The sequence below is a fragment of the Paenibacillus sp. FSL R10-2736 genome, assembly GCF_038000245.1.
Taxonomy (GTDB): Bacteria; Bacillota; Bacilli; order Paenibacillales; family Paenibacillaceae; genus Paenibacillus_AQ; species Paenibacillus_AQ phytohabitans.
Map to the genome: position 1 here is coordinate 583,230 of NZ_JBBOBN010000001.1, position 17,018 is coordinate 600,247.

Below are 17,018 nucleotides of genomic sequence, written 5' to 3' on the forward strand. Positions count from 1 at the left end.
CTTGTCGGCAACGGCAGGCCCTCTGCAGTATATAAGGGGACTGTACGGATGGATACAATAGTGAAGCTGGATCTGCAGGATGAGATAACGCTGGATGAGCTCTGGAGTCTTCAGCATAAGGCCTACCGCCTGGAAGCGGAGATCATAGGGTTCCGTGATATCCCGCCGCTGCTGGAGACCAGAGACATGCTGAGCCGGGTTAAAGAGGACTTCTACGGCTGTCTCGACGACAATGAGGAGCTCTTGGGGGCTGTTGCAGTAATGGAGGAGGCTCCCGGTAAGCTGACCGTTACACGCATGATGGTAAGTCCGGATCATTTTCGCCAAGGGGTGGCGGGCAGAATGTTAGAATTTATCTTTGCCCGTTATGCGGAAATGGAACAGTTTATCGTATCTACGGGAAAGCTGAATGTTCCGGCAGTAACGCTCTACACCAAACACGGGTTTATTCCTGCAGGTGTTGAAGAGGTAGCTCCGGGTGTGGAGCTGATAGAGTTTCACAAGAGCGGCAAGATTGAATGACAAGCGAAGCAAACGTTCTGAAAGGAGGAGTGCCGAGATGAATTCAGGTCAACATGATCATGAGAATAATCCCGTGCAGGATGAAGAGAAGGAAGCTGATTTGCAGGAAGCTGAAGCTGGCGGAGCACATAATGCCCCTTATATCCCTCCCCGCCAAAAGCGGCGTCCCCGCAAACGCAAATTTATAGCCGGCCTGCTGGCTGCAGTTATTCCCGGCACGGGACATCTGTATCTCGGGCTGCTCCGTAAAGGAATTTCGTTTATCTTTCTTATTCTGCTGGATATTGTGGCGCTGCTGTATTTCTCATCCATCGGGATGCAGATCAATGTACCGCTGCTAATTTTGCTGGCGCTTCTGATCCCGGCATTGTACTTCTATAATGTGTTCGATGTGCTCCAGTCTGCAGACCGGATATTGCGGTTCCCTGAAGAGCATGACCCTGAACTATCGGATATGAAGGATTCTGCAAAGAATACAGGGCGCCGGGTGAGAATCAGCGAGCCGGGAGTTTCCTTTGGTCTGCTGCTGCTCATTGGCGGGGCGCTGCTCTTCCTCTTCCGCCAGAAGCCGCCCTGGCTTCAAGTGTTCATTGAGAACTCCGCAGGTGCAACCGTAGCGGTTCTGCTGATGATTCTGGGCCTGCTTCTGGGTGTACGGGAGATAGCTAAGGACTCGGGTGCACGTCTGAGCAAGGAACGGCGGAGCCGGCGTGTGGGCAGATATACTGCATCCGCAGTGCTGATTGCGGTGGGAGTTCTGTTGCTCATGGATTGGCGTGACGGAACTGATTATATGATGATGCTGCTGAAATGGTGGCCTGTTATTCCGGTATTATGGGGAGTGGAGTATCTGCTGATCCACTTCTTTTCCCGGCGCCGCAGCCAGAACGTCACTACTGCCAGAGCCCGTATGGACCTGCGCGGACTGTTCTCGGCCATCCTTCTCTCGGCATGTGTATTTATCGTAACGGAGCAGGAGCATTATCTGCATCTGTGGAACCGGGTCAGTCTTAATTTGACTGTAGCGGCAGTTGATTATGGAGAAGCTGAAGGAAGCCGTTATGAGAAGGCTCCGCTTATTGTTCCAGTTGAACTGAATACGTCCGGAATCAATATTGATGCGATTAACGGGGATATTCTGATCCACCGGGCTGCTGTGGAGGATATTGAGATTACAGCAACAGTCTGGGTGGATCAGCTGGACGGGGTACTTGCCGAATCCATAGCGGATCAGTCTTTTGTCGATGTGACAGAAGACACGACGATCAAGATCACTCCTCAGGGGAAGGCGTACGGTGAATCCGGCAAACGCCAGCCGCGGATAGATCTGGACATTTCCCTGCCCGAGGACCGACGGTTTGATCTGGGGGTACGCACGATGAACGGCGGTATTACTCTGCAGAACATGGAGGCTATTTCAGATATTTCTCTGGAGACAGGGAACGGGGAACTGATCCTGCACCGTATTTACGGCAATGTAAAAGGGAAAACCCTCAATGGCGCAGTACGCGCCAGAAACGTACAGGGGAGTGTTGAACTGACTACGAGCGGTGGTGATATGGGGGCCTGGGAGATTAGCGGGGCTCTGAAGCTGTCATCGGCAGTCGGTAATATATCGGCAACGGATAGCGGAGATGCACTGGATCTGTCCACGAAGAACGGCAATGTGGAGGTAGCCGGAGCCAGATCGAAGCTGCATGCCGAATCTTTGAATGGCAGAATCAACATTCGTTCGAACGACTTCGGCGGAGACTGGGATATCTACAGTGCTGTCGGAGATATTGATCTCTACTTGCCGCTTACGGGTAATTATACGGTGGAGGGCTCAAGCGGGTACGGGGATATTGTAACGAACCTGCCGGGACTTGTAATCGACAAAAAAAACCTCTCCGGCCAGATCGGAACGGGTGAGTTCAAGCTTCGTGTGGATGGAAACAGCAATCTAAATGTGAGCAAATATTGAATTAAGTAATTTTTATTATATAATAATAAATATAATGTAAGGACTTCGTTGACAACATTGAAAGCCCGGTCTTACAATTACATTAGAGTTATTATTAAGTTGTATAATTAAAGGCGGTGGCATGGATGGGTAGTGGCGTACAGCATGCATTGGAGCAACTGAAGACAACCGGTGTCCGTATTACGCCTCAGCGTCATGCGATTCTTACGTACCTGATGGAAGCAATGAATCATCCTACGGCAGACGATATTTACCGAGCGCTTGAGCCTCAGTTTCCCAGTATGAGTGTGGCAACGGTGTATAACAATCTTAAGATGTTTATAGAAGCGGGTATGGTCCGCGAGCTGACCTACGGTGATAATTCCAGCCGTTTCGATGCCAATGTGTCTGATCATTATCATGTCATCTGCCAGGAATGCGGTAAGATTGAGGATTTCAGCTATTCTTCTCTCCATGAGGTAGAGGAGCGTGCCGAATTGGCTACAGGCTTTAAGATTCATGGATTACGTATGGAACTGTATGGTGTTTGCAAATGCTGCAACGAGAAGCAACACTAAGATATGGAATTGCAGGCGTGTAGAATCCGAATGCGGATTATACACGCTTTTTTCTATGGAGCTGTTACAAAAATACAAAGCTTCCAGCAGTTTGGCGCAACCAATAGGGCCGCGATGTCGTATACTTAACAGAAGTGCTATCTGATTATAAATTTATCATACTATTTGGAGGATATATTTTGGACAGAAGACAGAGACAAAGACGCGTCAAAAAGCGTGGAAGTCTTTTTCGCCGCTTATTGGGACTTGTCATTATAGCTGCCGCAGCCTTTTGGGTTGTTTATTATGTATTACCGAACCGTCAGCATCTGGATCCGGATTGGAAGGGGCTGGAGAAGCCTGTTTTTGTTAAGGGAGAGCTTACCGGATACTCAGCCTCAGGGACAGGGGACAGCCTGCTATTACCACTGCCGCTATTACAGGAATACGTAGATTCATCTATCCGTTACGAGGAAAAGAGCAAGTCTGTGATTCTGTCGACAGACAGCAGTCTTTTATATATGCAGGAAGATTCAACAGCAGCAAGTTTGAACAATGAACCCCTGCAGCTTCGTCTTGCGCCGGAAGAGAAGGATGGGGTGACATATCTTCCGGCAGATACACTGGAGGACTTATATGGCTTTGAGGTAGACGAGGATAGCAGTACCGGTGCTGTTCTGTTAATGACTGCCGGCGAAACGGTGCCGTTAGGCAAGGTGAAGGGTAAGGAAGGCGGACGGACCAAAGCGCTCCGCAGCGGAGCCTCCGTACATGCGCCAATCCTTGCTGATATGCCGCCGGGAGCCACAGTGAGAATCTGGAATTCAGACATCAAAGGCTGGCTGTATGTGCAGCTGGAGAGCGGATATACAGGCTTCGCCAAGGCGGACGATATTCTAGCAGACGGGAATAGAACAGTAGTGCAGCAGCCTGTGGCTCCTACCCGTGCCGAACGCAGCTGGAAAGGAAAGCCCGTTAATATGTTCTGGGAGGCAGTCTACGAACGCAAGCCGAATCCTGCGAAATTCGCTGATTTGCCAGGAATTAATGTGGTTAGTCCAACCTGGTTCAGCATTATCGATGTTAATGGTAATGTACGCAGCCAGGCTGACAGCGCCTATGTAGAGTGGGCTCACACCCAGGGCATGGAGGTATGGGGACTGCTCAGCAACAGCTTTGAGGCGGACCTGACTACGGAGGCATTATCCACGTATGACAGACGGATGAATACAATTGTGCAGATGCTGAAGTATGCGGATCTGTACAACCTGGACGGTATTAATATCGATTTTGAGAATGTATATACCAAGGATGGACCTAATGTAACCCAGTTTATGCGGGAACTGAAGCCCATGGCTCAGAGCCGGAATCTGATTGTCTCTATTGATGTAACACCGAAATCAAACAGTGAAATGTGGTCCTTGTTCCTGGATCGCCGGGCGCTTGGAGCCGTGTCGGATTTCCTGATCGTGATGGCTTACGATGAGCATTGGGCGGCTAGTCCGGTTGCCGGTTCTGTAGCTTCCCTGCCGTGGGTGAAGAATTCTATAAGCCGGATTATTGAAGAGGATGCAGTCCCTGCCGAGAAGCTGATTCTGGGGATACCATTGTACACTCGTATCTGGACCGAGAAGACCGAGAAAGGTGAAACCAAAGTAAGTTCCAAGGCCGTCAGTATGAATGCGGTCCAGGAGATACTTGCCGAGAAGAAGCTGACACCGGTTCTTGATAAGGAAGCAGGACAGAATTATGTGGAATATAAAGAAGAGGATGCTCTGCGCAAAATATGGATTGAGGATAAAGTTTCGCTGGCAGCCAGAGTCGAGCTGGCGCAGTCCTTCGGACTTGGCGGTGTAGCCTCATGGAATCGCAGCTTTGCCAATCCGGAAGCGTGGGAAGCACTCAAGGCAATTATTGAATAATGCTTAGGTGGATTAATTATAAAACGGGTGTCGTCCAGTAGAGGACGACACCCGTTTGGTTTGTATCCGGCAGGAGATTATTTCTGTAAAGACATATGAATTCGATTATTGCTTCAATTGCTGGACTTCAAGTTCTTCAGCGGTAATTGTGGCTTGTGAAGGGTCCATCGTAAGGATGGTGTGACAGAACATACAGCGGTCCGTTTTGCCAAGCATTTTGGTCAGCTTATGGCATTCGGGACATTCCACCTGGACAGCACTGGTTGAGAGCATGCCCGCCCAGAAGTAGATGGCCAGACTGGCCATCATGGAGATTAGACCAATGACGAGACCGATAGCAGCGACAACCTTGCCTGCAGACCCCCAGAATACAATGCCTGCGGTCCCCATAATCATAAGACCCATACCCAGCATCGTAAGAAGCAGTCCCCATGTGCGAAAAGCGTTGATTTTGGCCGATTTAAATTTCATGAGTATTATCTCCTAACTGAAATATAGTTCGGTTGTCCAGGAGGAACTGACATGAATATGTAGAATATCATTTATGTAAAGAGAATTATAACTGACTGGATGCAAAATCGCCAAATTTGATGGAGGGAAGTATGGAACTGTCCAATTTGACCCTATTAAGTGGGGAGACATTTGATGAGAATGTTCTTGGAGCCGTTGCTTTGCGGCAAAGAGGCAATGACACATTTCAGAGCGCGCTGCTGCACGACTTTGATATGATGGTGCTCATGCTGCATGAGGAACAGGAGACAGAGCGAATTATAACCCACACCATTGCCGGGGACCGGCGGACGCAATCCGTGCATGTGGGTCTATCTGCTTTGGAACGCGCTGTGATGGCAGGGGACAATAATGAACTCCTTACCAGTTTAATGTCCGGTGAGGTGATCTGGGACCCTAAGGGAATATTGGCGGAGATGCGGAAGGAACTCATTCAGTTTCAAGGTCCGCTGAAAGAGCGGGTATTGTTTATGGAATTCTCGCGTTTTCTACATATGTATGTGAAGTCGAAACGTTACCTTGAAGCAAGCTGTACTATGGATGCTTATAACTGCGTGCTGATCGCTCTGTATCATTGGGCACGTATTGAAGTGAGCGAGGCCGGATATTTTCCGGAACCCGCAGTTTGGGGACAGGTCAAGAATTTGAATTCTCCGGTTCATAAGTTATATGAAGAACTGACAGTAAGTACAGAAACGCTGGAGCAGAGAGTCGAACTGATTTTGCTGGCCTGCGAGTTTGCGTTAATGTCAAAAATGGCGGATTGTTGCGCTATGCTTCTCCATATCCTGAGCAGCCGCAAGGAGGCTTGGAGTATTAAAGAACTTCTGCAGCATTCAGGACTGAGCCAGCTCCAGGCAGAGCTGCCGCTTGTTCTGCGCAAGCTTGTATCGCGTTCATTAATTAGAGAAATTACTTCTTGGGCTGTTGAGGCCGGGGACGGGCATGCAATTCGGTATACCCTTTAGTTAGGTGGCTGTCCACGGACATGAATAGACCTATAATAGAAAAAGTAAGCAGGAGGATGGAGAGAGGTAGTGTACTCTCTTTTTTTATTTGTTCCTTGCTGCATGAGCGCAGAAAATGAGGGGAATATTTAGGGTTGACTAGGACGCAACTTATGTGATAAATTATAACTCGTCCCTCTGACATAACGATGCGCTGCAAAGCAGTCGTAAATCAGCCGAAAAAAGAAATCAAAAAAAAGGTTGACTAAAACGAGGACGCTGTGATATATTATAAAGGTCGCTGCTGAAACAAACAACGGCGACAAACGATGAGACATTGATCTTTGAAAACTGAACAACGAGTGAGTAGGAAATCACGAAAGTGACTTCCAAAATAGAGAATGAAAATTCTCGTCAGATGTTTCAAAATGAGCAATCGCTCTTTCTAAATACAATTTGGAGAGTTTGATCCTGGCTCAGGACGAACGCTGGCGGCATGCCTAATACATGCAAGTCGAGCGGAGTTTGAATGGAAGCTTGCTTCCATTCATGCTTAGCGGCGGACGGGTGAGTAACACGTAGGCAACCTGCCCTCAAGACTGGGATAACTACCGGAAACGGTAGCTAATACCGGATAATTTCTTTCCTCTCCTGAAGAGAGAATGAAAGGCGGAGCAATCTGCCGCTTGGGGATGGGCCTGCGGCGCATTAGCTAGTTGGTGGGGTAACGGCTCACCAAGGCGACGATGCGTAGCCGACCTGAGAGGGTGAACGGCCACACTGGGACTGAGACACGGCCCAGACTCCTACGGGAGGCAGCAGTAGGGAATCTTCCGCAATGGGCGAAAGCCTGACGGAGCAATGCCGCGTGAGTGATGAAGGTTTTCGGATCGTAAAGCTCTGTTGCCAGGGAAGAACGTCCGGTAGAGTAACTGCTACCGGAGTGACGGTACCTGAGAAGAAAGCCCCGGCTAACTACGTGCCAGCAGCCGCGGTAATACGTAGGGGGCAAGCGTTGTCCGGAATTATTGGGCGTAAAGCGCGCGCAGGCGGTCATTTAAGTCTGGTGTTTAAACCTTGGGCTCAACCTGGGGTCGCACTGGAAACTGGGTGACTTGAGTACAGAAGAGGAAAGTGGAATTCCACGTGTAGCGGTGAAATGCGTAGATATGTGGAGGAACACCAGTGGCGAAGGCGACTTTCTGGGCTGTAACTGACGCTGAGGCGCGAAAGCGTGGGGAGCAAACAGGATTAGATACCCTGGTAGTCCACGCCGTAAACGATGAGTGCTAGGTGTTAGGGGTTTCGATACCCTTGGTGCCGAAGTTAACACAGTAAGCACTCCGCCTGGGGAGTACGGTCGCAAGACTGAAACTCAAAGGAATTGACGGGGACCCGCACAAGCAGTGGAGTATGTGGTTTAATTCGAAGCAACGCGAAGAACCTTACCAGGTCTTGACATCCCGATGAAAGCATTAGAGATAGTGCCCCTCTTCGGAGCATCGGAGACAGGTGGTGCATGGTTGTCGTCAGCTCGTGTCGTGAGATGTTGGGTTAAGTCCCGCAACGAGCGCAACCCTTGACTTTAGTTGCCAGCAGGTAGTGCTGGGCACTCTAGAGTGACTGCCGGTGACAAACCGGAGGAAGGTGGGGATGACGTCAAATCATCATGCCCCTTATGACCTGGGCTACACACGTACTACAATGGCCGGTACAACGGGAAGCGAAACCGCGAGGTGGAGCCAATCCCAGCAAAGCCGGTCTCAGTTCGGATTGCAGGCTGCAACTCGCCTGCATGAAGTCGGAATTGCTAGTAATCGCGGATCAGCATGCCGCGGTGAATACGTTCCCGGGTCTTGTACACACCGCCCGTCACACCACGAGAGTTTACAACACCCGAAGTCGGTGGGGTAACCCGCAAGGGAGCCAGCCGCCGAAGGTGGGGTAGATGATTGGGGTGAAGTCGTAACAAGGTAGCCGTATCGGAAGGTGCGGCTGGATCACCTCCTTTCTATGGAGAATCGTCACCTGCAACGGTGACATTCAAATCGGAAGCGTAAGCTTCCAAAACTCAGGTTTAGGCCTGTTACTCACTCGTTGGTCAGTTTTGAGAGTTCAAACTCTCAAGTAAGACACTTGATCCTTGAAAACTGGATACCGAAACGAATTTGCGTTTTAGAACATCTTTTAGCTGAAACTTGTGTAAGCAAGTTGAAATAGTTATTAGTTGATACAATTCATTCGTCAGGAAATAACGGGCTTTGAAGCAATTCAATGTTCAATATTTCTCCTGCGGAGAAAATTGTGGTTAAGCTAATAAGAGCACACGGAGGATGCCTAGGCGCCAGGAGCCGACGAAGGACGTGGCGAACAACGAAACTGCCTCGGGGAGCTGTAAGCAAGCTTTGATCCGGGGGTGTCCGAATGGGGAAACCCAGCTGTGGTAATTCGCAGTTACTCGTATCTGAATACATAGGATACGCAGAGGCAGACCAGGGGAACTGAAACATCTAAGTACCCTGAGGAAGAGAAAACAATAGTGATTCCGTCAGTAGCGGCGAGCGAACGCGGAACAGCCTAAACCAAGGGGCTTGCCTCTTGGGGTTGTGGGACGTCTCACATGGAGTTACAAAGGAATATGGTAGGCGAAGAGGTCTGGAAAGGCCCGCGATAGAGGTAAAAGCCCTGTAGCCTAAACTGTGTTCTCTCCGAGACGGATCCCGAGTAGTGCGGGGCACGTGAAACCCCGTATGAATCCAGCAGGACCATCTGCTAAGGCTAAATACTACCTGGCGACCGATAGTGAAACAGTACCGTGAGGGAAAGGTGAAAAGCACCCCGGAAGGGGAGTGAAATAGAACCTGAAACCGTGTGCTTACAAAAAGTCAGAGCCCTATTACTGGGTGATGGCGTGCCTTTTGTAGAATGAACCGGCGAGTTACGTTTAACATGCAAGGTTAAGGTGAGAAGCCGGAGCCGCAGCGAAAGCGAGTCTGAATAGGGCGACTGAGTATGTGGACGTAGACCCGAAACCGTGTGATCTACCCCTGTCCAGGGTGAAGGTGCGGTAACACGCACTGGAGGCCCGAACCCACGCATGTTGAAAAATGCGGGGATGAGGTGGGGGTAGCGGAGAAATTCCAATCGAACTCGGAGATAGCTGGTTCTCCCCGAAATAGCTTTAGGGCTAGCCTCGGTGAATGGAGTGGTGGAGGTAGAGCACTGATTGGGTGCGGGGCCCGCAAGGGTTACCAAGCTCAGTCAAACTCCGAATGCCATTAACTTCTTGCCGGGAGTCAGACAGTGAGTGCTAAGATCCATTGTCAAAAGGGAAACAGCCCAGACCATCAGCTAAGGTCCCCAAGTGTGTGTTAAGTGGGAAAGGATGTGGAGTTGCACAGACAACCAGGATGTTGGCTTAGAAGCAGCCACCATTGAAAGAGTGCGTAATAGCTCACTGGTCGAGTGACTCTGCGCCGAAAATGTAACGGGGCTAAACACACCACCGAAGCTATGGCTAGATACTTTGTATCTGGGGTAGGGGAGCGTTGTATGTAGGTTGAAGGTGTACCGTAAGGAGCGCTGGACAGCATACAAGTGAGAATGCCGGTATGAGTAACGAAAAGATCAGTGAGAATCTGATCCGCCGAAAGCCCAAGGTTTCCTGAGGAAGGCTCGTCCGCTCAGGGTAAGTCGGGACCTAAGGCGAGGCCGAAAGGCGTAGTCGAAGGACAACAGTTTGAAATTACTGTACCACCGTAATCCGCTATGAGCGATGGGGTGACGCAGGAGGGTAGTGACGCGGACTGATGGATATGTCCGTCTAAGCAGTGAGGCTGATGTGTAGGCAAATCCGCACATCATTAAGGCTGGGCTGGGATGGGGAGCGAAAATTGTAGTAGCGAAGGTCATGATCTCACACTGCCAAGAAAAGCCTCTAGCCAGGAGAAGGTGCCCGTACCGCAAACCGACACAGGTAGGCGAGAAGAGAATTCTAAGGCGCGCGGAAGAACTCTCGTTAAGGAACTCGGCAAAATGACCTCGTAACTTCGGGAGAAGAGGTGCCTCGGTAGGGTGAATAGCCCGAGGGGGCCGCAGTGAAAAGGCCCAAGCGACTGTTTAGCAAAAACACAGGTCTGTGCGAAGCCGCAAGGCGAAGTATACGGGCTGACGCCTGCCCGGTGCTGGAAGGTTAAGGGGAGTGGTTAGGAGCAATCCGAAGCTGTGAACCGAAGCCCCAGTAAACGGCGGCCGTAACTATAACGGTCCTAAGGTAGCGAAATTCCTTGTCAGGTAAATTCTGACCCGCACGAATGGCGTAACGACTTGGGCGCTGTCTCAACGAGAGATCCGGTGAAATTTTAATACCTGTGAAGATGCAGGTTACCCGCGACAAGACGGAAAGACCCCATGGAGCTTTACTGCAGCTTGATATTGAATTTGGGTACGATCTGTACAGGATAGGTGGGAGCCGTTGAGGCAGGAGCGCAAGCTTCTGCGGAGGCGCCGTTGGGATACCACCCTGATCGTATCTAGGTTCTAACCTAGTACCCTTACCGGGTACGGGGACCGTGTCAGGCGGGCAGTTTGACTGGGGCGGTCGCCTCCTAAAGAGTAACGGAGGCGTTCAAAGGTTCCCTCAGAATGGTTGGAAATCATTCGAAGAGTGCAAAGGCATAAGGGAGCTTGACTGCGAGACCAACAAGTCGAGCAGGGACGAAAGTCGGACTTAGTGATCCGGTGGTACCGCATGGAAGGGCCATCGCTCAACGGATAAAAGCTACCCTGGGGATAACAGGCTTATCTCCCCCAAGAGTCCACATCGACGGGGAGGTTTGGCACCTCGATGTCGGCTCATCGCATCCTGGGGCTGAAGTAGGTCCCAAGGGTTGGGCTGTTCGCCCATTAAAGCGGTACGCGAGCTGGGTTCAGAACGTCGTGAGACAGTTCGGTCCCTATCTGTCGTGGGCGCAGGAAATTTGAGAGGAGCTGTCCTTAGTACGAGAGGACCGGGATGGACGTACCGCTGGTGCATCAGTTGTTCCGCCAGGAGCATGGCTGAGTAGCTACGTACGGACGGGATAAGCGCTGAAAGCATCTAAGCGTGAAGCCCCCCTCAAGATGAGATTTCCCAATTAGTAAGACCCCTTGAAGACGACGAGGTAGATAGGTTGGAGGTGGAAGTGCAGCAATGCATGGAGCTGACCAATACTAATCGGTCGAGGGCTTATCCAAATTTTTAATACGCAGATTCGTTTCGGATTCAGTTTTCAGGCGATCAAGCCTGATATGTATATTCCCTGATAGCTCAGTTGGTAGAGCACTCGACTGTTAATCGAGTTGTCACAGGTTCGAGTCCTGTTCGGGGAGCCATCTGGAGAGGTGTCCGAGTTTGGCCGAAGGAGCACGATTGGAAATCGTGTAGGCGCCACAAGCGTCTCGAGGGTTCGAATCCCTCTCTCTCCGTAGCAATACCTTCCCTGTAAAGGGATGAGAACCCTCAGTGGTTCGTTGGAGTATAGGCTTCGTTAGCACAGCTTCGCAATCTCGTAACGAAGTGAAGAGTATCCCTCACTCTCCGTAGATTTACCTTACAAGTAATTAAACAGCATGGCTCGTTGGTCAAGGGGTTAAGACACCTCCCTTTCACGGAGGTAACATGGGTTCGAATCCCATACGAGTCATATATGGAGGCTTAGCTCAGCTGGGAGAGCATCTGCCTTACAAGCAGAGGGTCGGGGGTTCGAACCCCTCAGCCTCCACCATCTATCTTTAACAGAATAGATCTTTAACATTGACGCGGGGTGGAGCAGCCCGGTAGCTCGTCGGGCTCATAACCCGAAGGCCGCAGGTTCAAATCCTGCCCCCGCAACCAATTTGGAACCGTGGTGTAGTTGGCCTAACATGCCTGCCTGTCACGCAGGAGATCGCGGGTTCGAATCCCGTCGGTTCCGCCATCTTTATGAAGAAATGTTCGGCTCGGTAGCTCAGTCGGTAGAGCAAAGGACTGAAAATCCTTGTGTCGGGGGTTCGATTCCCTCCCGCGCCACCATATTTTTTACAACTTAATATGCCGGTGTAGCTCAATTGGTAGAGCAACTGACTTGTAATCAGTAGGTTGGGGGTTCAAGTCCTCTCGCCGGCACCATCCTCGGAGGCTTAGCGAAGTGGCCAAACGCATCAGACTGTAAATCTGCTCACGTACGTGTTCGGTGGTTCGAATCCATCAGCCTCCACCATTTTTAGGGGCATAGTTTAAAGGTAGAACAACGGTCTCCAAAACCGTTGGTGTGGGTTCAATTCCTGCTGCCCCTGCCAAGTAATATCCTATAAAATTTAATATGGCGATCGTGGCGAAGTGGTTAACGCACCGGATTGTGGTTCCGGCATTCGTGGGTTCGAGACCCATCGGTCGCCCCATTTATTTTATAAGAGTTATAAGGCATTGCAATTAAATAAGCTTCATATGGCGACTGTGGCGAAGGGGTTAACGCACCGGATTGTGGTTCCGGCATTCGTGGGTTCGAGACCCATCAGTCGCCCCATTTTATTAAATCAAATGTTGGGGATTAGCCAAGCGGTAAGGCAACGGACTTTGACTCCGTCATTCATAGGTTCGATTCCTATATCCCCAGCCATTATATGCGGACGTGGCTCAGCGGTAGAGCATCGCCTTGCCAAGGCGAGGGTCGCGGGTTCGATTCCCGTCGTCCGCTCCATTTTTTTGGTGCCATAGCCAAGTGGTAAGGCAAAGCTCTGCAAAAGCTTTATCCCCAGTTCAAATCTGGGTGGCACCTCCATTATCTTTTAGTACTAATTCTATGTATACGCCGGCGTGGCGGAATGGCAGACGCGCTCGACTCAAAATCGAGTGGGAAACCGTGGAGGTTCGAGTCCTCTCGCCGGTATAATTTATGAAACTAGTCCCTTAGGAGTCTGACTCCTGAGGTTTTTTTATATTTCTACTCCATCTCAAATTAAGGATAAAACCCGCAACGAACTTAGATCCTCAAATTCGTTGCGGGTTTTAATGTGTTTTATATGTTGATGCTAAGACCCACTTAAGGAAGCACATTACCCGCTGCACGGTAGATCTCGTACCATTCCTGGCGGCTGAGGGTTATATCGGAAGCTTTGGCGATATCAAGCAAGCGCGCTGTGTTGGTGGTACCGACCACCGGCTGCATCTTAGCCGGATGGCGAAGGAGCCAGGCGATGGCGATGGCCGTATCTGCTACACCTTTTTCCGCAGCCAGACGGTTAATGACTTCATTCACCTCCGGGAACTTCTCATTGCCGAGGAATACGCCTTCAAAGAAACCGTATTGGAACGGTGACCAAGGCTGGATCGTCATATCATGCAGGCGGCTATACTCCAGGATGCCTCCATCATGGACAACTGATCCGGAATTTGTCATATTGACGTTGATCCCGGAATCGATCATGCCGGTGACCATTACGCTGAGCTGAAGCTGGTTGAACAGCAGGGGTTGCTTGACGTTCTTTTTCAGCAATTCAATCTGCAGGGGATTCTGGTTGCTGACGCCGAAGTGTTTCACCAAACCTCTGCTCTCCAGCTGATCAAAGGCTTCTGCTACTTCTTCAGGCTCCATAAGGGTGTCCGGGCGGTGCAGCAGCAGAACATCGACATAATCGGTCTTCAGGCGCTTCAGGCTGTTCTCTACCGAGCTCACAATATGCTCTTTGGAGAAGTCGAAGAAGCCATTACGGATCCCGCATTTGGTCTGGATCAGCAGTTGCTCACGCATGCCAGGACTTGCAGCCAGCACGTCGCCGAACACCTCCTCAGCTTTACCGGCAGCATAAATGTCAGCGTGGTCAAAAAAGTCTATGCCAGCCTCAAGGGCGCTGTGAATATGTACATCGGCCTCTTGTGGTGACAGATCTGCAATCCGCATACAGCCCAGGGAGATTTCAGCGACCTCCAGCGCACCATTAGCAACGTTAATTCTTTTTACCATTAATTATTCACTCCTTAAATGAAGGTACAGTGTTAAGCTTAGACCTTAGAGTTAGGTGTAAGTCAATAGATTTATAGAGCGGCTTTTCATAGAAACCAAATGGTGTTACCTTAAGAGATGAAACCGATACCAGCTGACAGAAGGGAGCTGCAATAATGGGATACAGCATCAAAACCATAGCACAAAAAAGCGGACTGAGCCAATATACGCTGCGTTACTACGAACGGGAGGGCGTATTGCCGGTTGTGGCAAGAGATGTTAACGGCAACCGGTGTTTTGACGATGAGGATCTGGAGTTAATTTCGTTAATCTGCTGTCTTAAGGATACAGGGATGGCGATTGCCGATATCAAGCAATTCATTGCGCTTTCGAAAGAAGGGGTAAGTGCTTTGCCCGATCAGCGCAGACTGCTGCAGGAGCATAAAGTGCATATTGATGAGAAGATTAAATTCTTTCAGAGCTTTGCGCAAAAGGTGGACCACAAAATCGCTTATTTTGCCTCCCTGGAGAATGAAGCGAAAGCAGCCAGACCCTAATCTTGAGCCGCAGGGTCGTATGATTATTGTCGCTGCAATTAAGGATTGGAAATGCTGCAGCCAGTACTTAAGCTTGTAGGAAAACGGTATAAGAATGAGATGAATTATAAATAGAGTAAGGCCTTATACTGGGTTGAAATCCTTGCGGAGACCGGGTTCCCGGGTTTCCTTAAGTTGCTTATACAGTAGATAAGAAGGGGAGCAGAAAGAGCGGAATATCCGGGAAAATGGAATGCAAAGTCCGTTAATGTTATGTTATATAACATATAAATTGACCGTTTCTTGACAAAGTGGTTTATAATCTTGACGGGAAGCCTCTTGATGATATGATAAAGGTACTTAAGGAAGCCGATTCCGGATATTGCGTTATAAAAGATTACATAATGCTGCCGGGCTGCTTGCTTATCAGATGGACTAATCAAATAAGCTCTTGCTCTTGTATAAGCTCAATAATTTGGTTTGAGCGTTTCGACCAGGCGACCGTAAATTGCCCCAGGCTACAGGAGGTATGTGATAGGAATTGCTTTTCACTGTGCGGAGGTATCCGGGTGAGGCAGTGTTTACTATTATGTGCCTTTTGTACCCTGGGTTTTTTGTTGTGTACAGAAGCGTGGAGCTGATCTTGCCTCGTCCGGCCAGAGTGAGGATTCAACCAAATCATAAAGAAGAGGTGTGTATTCATGGGTTATGAACTGATCATTAAAAATGCGAGTATTCCGCAAGGCGACAGACAGGTGCTGACGGACATTCTGGTGAACAAAGGCGTTATCGTAGGGTTTGCCAAGGATATTGACGCGGAGGCTGATACGATTATTGATGCACAGGGCAAATTGGTGCTGCCAGGAGTTATTGATTCGCATACTCACTTTAATGATCCGGGGTTCACACACCGTGAAGACTTCGTTACCGGAACCAGCAGTGCGGCGGCGGGCGGGGTAACGATGATTGTAGATATGCCTTGCTGTAGTGTGCCGTCCGTGCGTTCGGTGGAGAACCTGCATAACAAGCTGAATGCGCTCGAAGGTAAAGGAATCGTCGACTACGCCATGTGGGGCGGGATTACCGGCGAGGATGTACGCAATGATGTGCTGGATATTGTGAAGGAGCAGGCTGCTGAGGGCGTGGTTGCTTTTAAAGTATATATGACACCGTCTGTGCCATCTTACCCGCGTGTGACGGACCCTGAGATGCTCGAAGCCTTCTGTGCTGTAGCCGAAACTGGAATGCCCATCGGAATTCACGCTGAGAACTATGCCATCTGCGATTACTATACCCAGAAGCTGAAAAAGGAAGGACGGATGGATTACCCGGCATGGGCTGAAGCGCGCAAGATTCTGGCGGAAAAGGCGGCGATCCAGCTGGGCATCAGCTTCTCGGAGGAATCGGGAGCGCGCCTGCATATCGTGCATATGAGTACGGCGGCAGGCAATCAGCTAATCAAGGAAGCGAAGCTTAAAGGGGTGAAGGTGACAGCGGAGTCCTGTCCGCACTACCTGACGCTGAATGCGGTGGATGCGATGACGGAGTTTGGAACTTTTGCCAAAATTGCACCTCCGCTGCGCCGTCCGGAAGATAATGAAGCGCTCTGGCAGGGGCTGATGGATGGAACGATTGACTTCATGGCTACCGACCATGCTCCTTATGAGATTGCTACGGAAAAGGATGCGCCGGGCATGGATGTCTGGACTTCTTTTCCGGGGATTCCGGGTGTAGAAACGCTGGTGCCGATCATGATTAGTGAAGGCTACAACAAAGGCAGACTCAGCTTGTCCCGCCTGGTGGAGCTGCTGTGTACGAATCCGGCCATCCATTATGGCCTGTATCCGAAGAAAGGCGCGCTGGAAATCGGCACCGATGCCGACTTCACGATTGTCGATCTGGAGAAGGAATGGACGCTCGATAAAGATAAAATGCACTGCAAACCGAAATACACCCCGTTCCACGGAATGAAGCTGAAGGGCAAGGTGGATAAAACCATTGTCAGAGGCACACTGGTCTACGATGACGAGCTTGGTGTGGTCGGTAAACCGGGCTATGGCGAGTTCGTGAAACGGCAGACGATCAGCGAGCTTCCGCGTTTGCTGAAATACTAGGAGAAGG

Annotated in this window: 9 protein-coding genes, 16 tRNA genes, 2 rRNA genes and 1 riboswitch; of the genes, 25 read left to right on the plus strand and 2 right to left on the minus strand. The window is 50.1% G+C overall.

Annotation, left to right across the window (positions count from 1 at the left end):
* Positions 1-48 precede the first annotated feature (48 nt).
* The 4 genes from NSQ73_RS02625 to NSQ73_RS02640 all read left to right on the plus strand — a co-directional run bounded on the left by NSQ73_RS02625 (position 49) and on the right by NSQ73_RS02640 (position 4,943).
* Positions 49-522 (plus strand): GNAT family N-acetyltransferase, encoded by a 474-nt coding sequence (locus NSQ73_RS02625; RefSeq protein WP_340985308.1) that lies wholly within the window; start codon positions 49-51, stop codon positions 520-522.
* A 37-nt stretch (positions 523-559) separates the two neighbouring features.
* Positions 560-2,485, plus strand: a complete 1,926-nt coding sequence (locus NSQ73_RS02630; RefSeq protein WP_340985309.1) for a DUF4097 family beta strand repeat-containing protein — start codon at positions 560-562, stop codon at positions 2,483-2,485.
* A 125-nt stretch (positions 2,486-2,610) separates the two neighbouring features.
* Positions 2,611-3,042, plus strand: a complete 432-nt coding sequence (locus NSQ73_RS02635; protein ID WP_039310392.1) for a Fur family transcriptional regulator — start codon at positions 2,611-2,613, stop codon at positions 3,040-3,042.
* Positions 3,043-3,221: 179 nt separating this feature from the next.
* Positions 3,222-4,943 (plus strand): glycosyl hydrolase family 18 protein, encoded by a 1,722-nt coding sequence (locus NSQ73_RS02640; protein ID WP_340985310.1) that lies wholly within the window; start codon positions 3,222-3,224, stop codon positions 4,941-4,943.
* Positions 4,944-5,048: 105 nt separating this feature from the next.
* Here the strand turns inward: NSQ73_RS02640 and NSQ73_RS02645 are convergent, their stop codons facing one another.
* Complete coding sequence (locus tag NSQ73_RS02645; RefSeq protein ID WP_340985311.1) at positions 5,049-5,414, minus strand: DUF2614 family zinc ribbon-containing protein; 366 nt, start codon at positions 5,412-5,414, stop codon at positions 5,049-5,051.
* A 131-nt stretch (positions 5,415-5,545) separates the two neighbouring features.
* Here NSQ73_RS02645 and NSQ73_RS02650 point away from each other — a divergent pair, with 131 nt between their 5' ends.
* The 19 genes from NSQ73_RS02650 (at position 5,546) to NSQ73_RS02740 (ending at position 13,308) form a co-directional block, all read left to right on the plus strand.
* Entirely contained in the window at positions 5,546-6,421 is an 876-nt protein-coding gene (locus NSQ73_RS02650; RefSeq protein WP_039310397.1) for a nucleotidyltransferase-like protein, read from the plus strand.
* 432 nt (positions 6,422-6,853) lie between these two features.
* Positions 6,854-8,411 (plus strand): 16S ribosomal RNA (locus tag NSQ73_RS02655).
* A 295-nt stretch (positions 8,412-8,706) separates the two neighbouring features.
* Positions 8,707-11,635, plus strand: a 23S ribosomal RNA gene (locus NSQ73_RS02660).
* The 16S and 23S rRNA genes sit together here with 16 tRNA genes alongside, the layout of an rRNA operon.
* A gap of 62 nt (positions 11,636-11,697) precedes the next feature.
* A tRNA-Asn gene (locus NSQ73_RS02665) sits at positions 11,698-11,773 on the plus strand.
* Positions 11,774-11,776: 3 nt separating this feature from the next.
* Positions 11,777-11,866, plus strand: a tRNA-Ser gene (locus tag NSQ73_RS02670).
* A 146-nt stretch (positions 11,867-12,012) separates the two neighbouring features.
* Positions 12,013-12,084 (plus strand) — tRNA-Glu (locus tag NSQ73_RS02675).
* Between the two features lie 5 nt (positions 12,085-12,089).
* A tRNA-Val gene (locus NSQ73_RS02680) sits at positions 12,090-12,165 on the plus strand.
* Positions 12,166-12,198: 33 nt separating this feature from the next.
* A tRNA-Met gene (locus NSQ73_RS02685) sits at positions 12,199-12,275 on the plus strand.
* A 4-nt stretch (positions 12,276-12,279) separates the two neighbouring features.
* Positions 12,280-12,357, plus strand: a tRNA-Asp gene (locus tag NSQ73_RS02690).
* A 19-nt stretch (positions 12,358-12,376) separates the two neighbouring features.
* Positions 12,377-12,452 (plus strand) — tRNA-Phe (locus NSQ73_RS02695).
* Between the two features lie 20 nt (positions 12,453-12,472).
* Positions 12,473-12,548, plus strand: a tRNA-Thr gene (locus NSQ73_RS02700).
* Positions 12,549-12,553: 5 nt separating this feature from the next.
* Positions 12,554-12,639: transfer RNA gene (locus NSQ73_RS02705), tRNA-Tyr, on the plus strand.
* Positions 12,640-12,644: 5 nt separating this feature from the next.
* Positions 12,645-12,718: transfer RNA gene (locus tag NSQ73_RS02710), tRNA-Trp, on the plus strand.
* Positions 12,719-12,744: 26 nt separating this feature from the next.
* Positions 12,745-12,820: transfer RNA gene (locus NSQ73_RS02715), tRNA-His, on the plus strand.
* A gap of 49 nt (positions 12,821-12,869) precedes the next feature.
* Positions 12,870-12,945, plus strand: a tRNA-His gene (locus NSQ73_RS02720).
* Positions 12,946-12,963: 18 nt separating this feature from the next.
* Positions 12,964-13,038 (plus strand) — tRNA-Gln (locus NSQ73_RS02725).
* A 6-nt stretch (positions 13,039-13,044) separates the two neighbouring features.
* Positions 13,045-13,119 (plus strand) — tRNA-Gly (locus NSQ73_RS02730).
* 7 nt (positions 13,120-13,126) lie between these two features.
* Positions 13,127-13,200 (plus strand) — tRNA-Cys (locus NSQ73_RS02735).
* 29 nt (positions 13,201-13,229) lie between these two features.
* Positions 13,230-13,308: transfer RNA gene (locus tag NSQ73_RS02740), tRNA-Leu, on the plus strand.
* A 153-nt stretch (positions 13,309-13,461) separates the two neighbouring features.
* Here NSQ73_RS02740 and NSQ73_RS02745 read toward each other — a convergent pair.
* On the minus strand, positions 13,462-14,382 hold the full coding sequence (locus tag NSQ73_RS02745; RefSeq protein WP_039309431.1) for an aldo/keto reductase: 921 nt from the start codon (positions 14,380-14,382) through the stop codon (positions 13,462-13,464).
* A gap of 155 nt (positions 14,383-14,537) precedes the next feature.
* Between NSQ73_RS02745 and NSQ73_RS02750 the strand changes: the two genes are divergently transcribed.
* Complete coding sequence (locus NSQ73_RS02750; RefSeq protein WP_042139976.1) at positions 14,538-14,918, plus strand: MerR family transcriptional regulator; 381 nt, start codon at positions 14,538-14,540, stop codon at positions 14,916-14,918.
* A gap of 416 nt (positions 14,919-15,334) precedes the next feature.
* Positions 15,335-15,438: riboswitch (purine riboswitch) on the plus strand.
* Positions 15,439-15,598: 160 nt separating this feature from the next.
* A complete protein-coding gene (allB, locus tag NSQ73_RS02755) occupies positions 15,599-17,011 on the plus strand; it encodes an allantoinase AllB (protein ID WP_340985312.1) in 1,413 nt (470 codons plus the stop codon).
* Positions 17,012-17,018 lie beyond the last annotated feature (7 nt).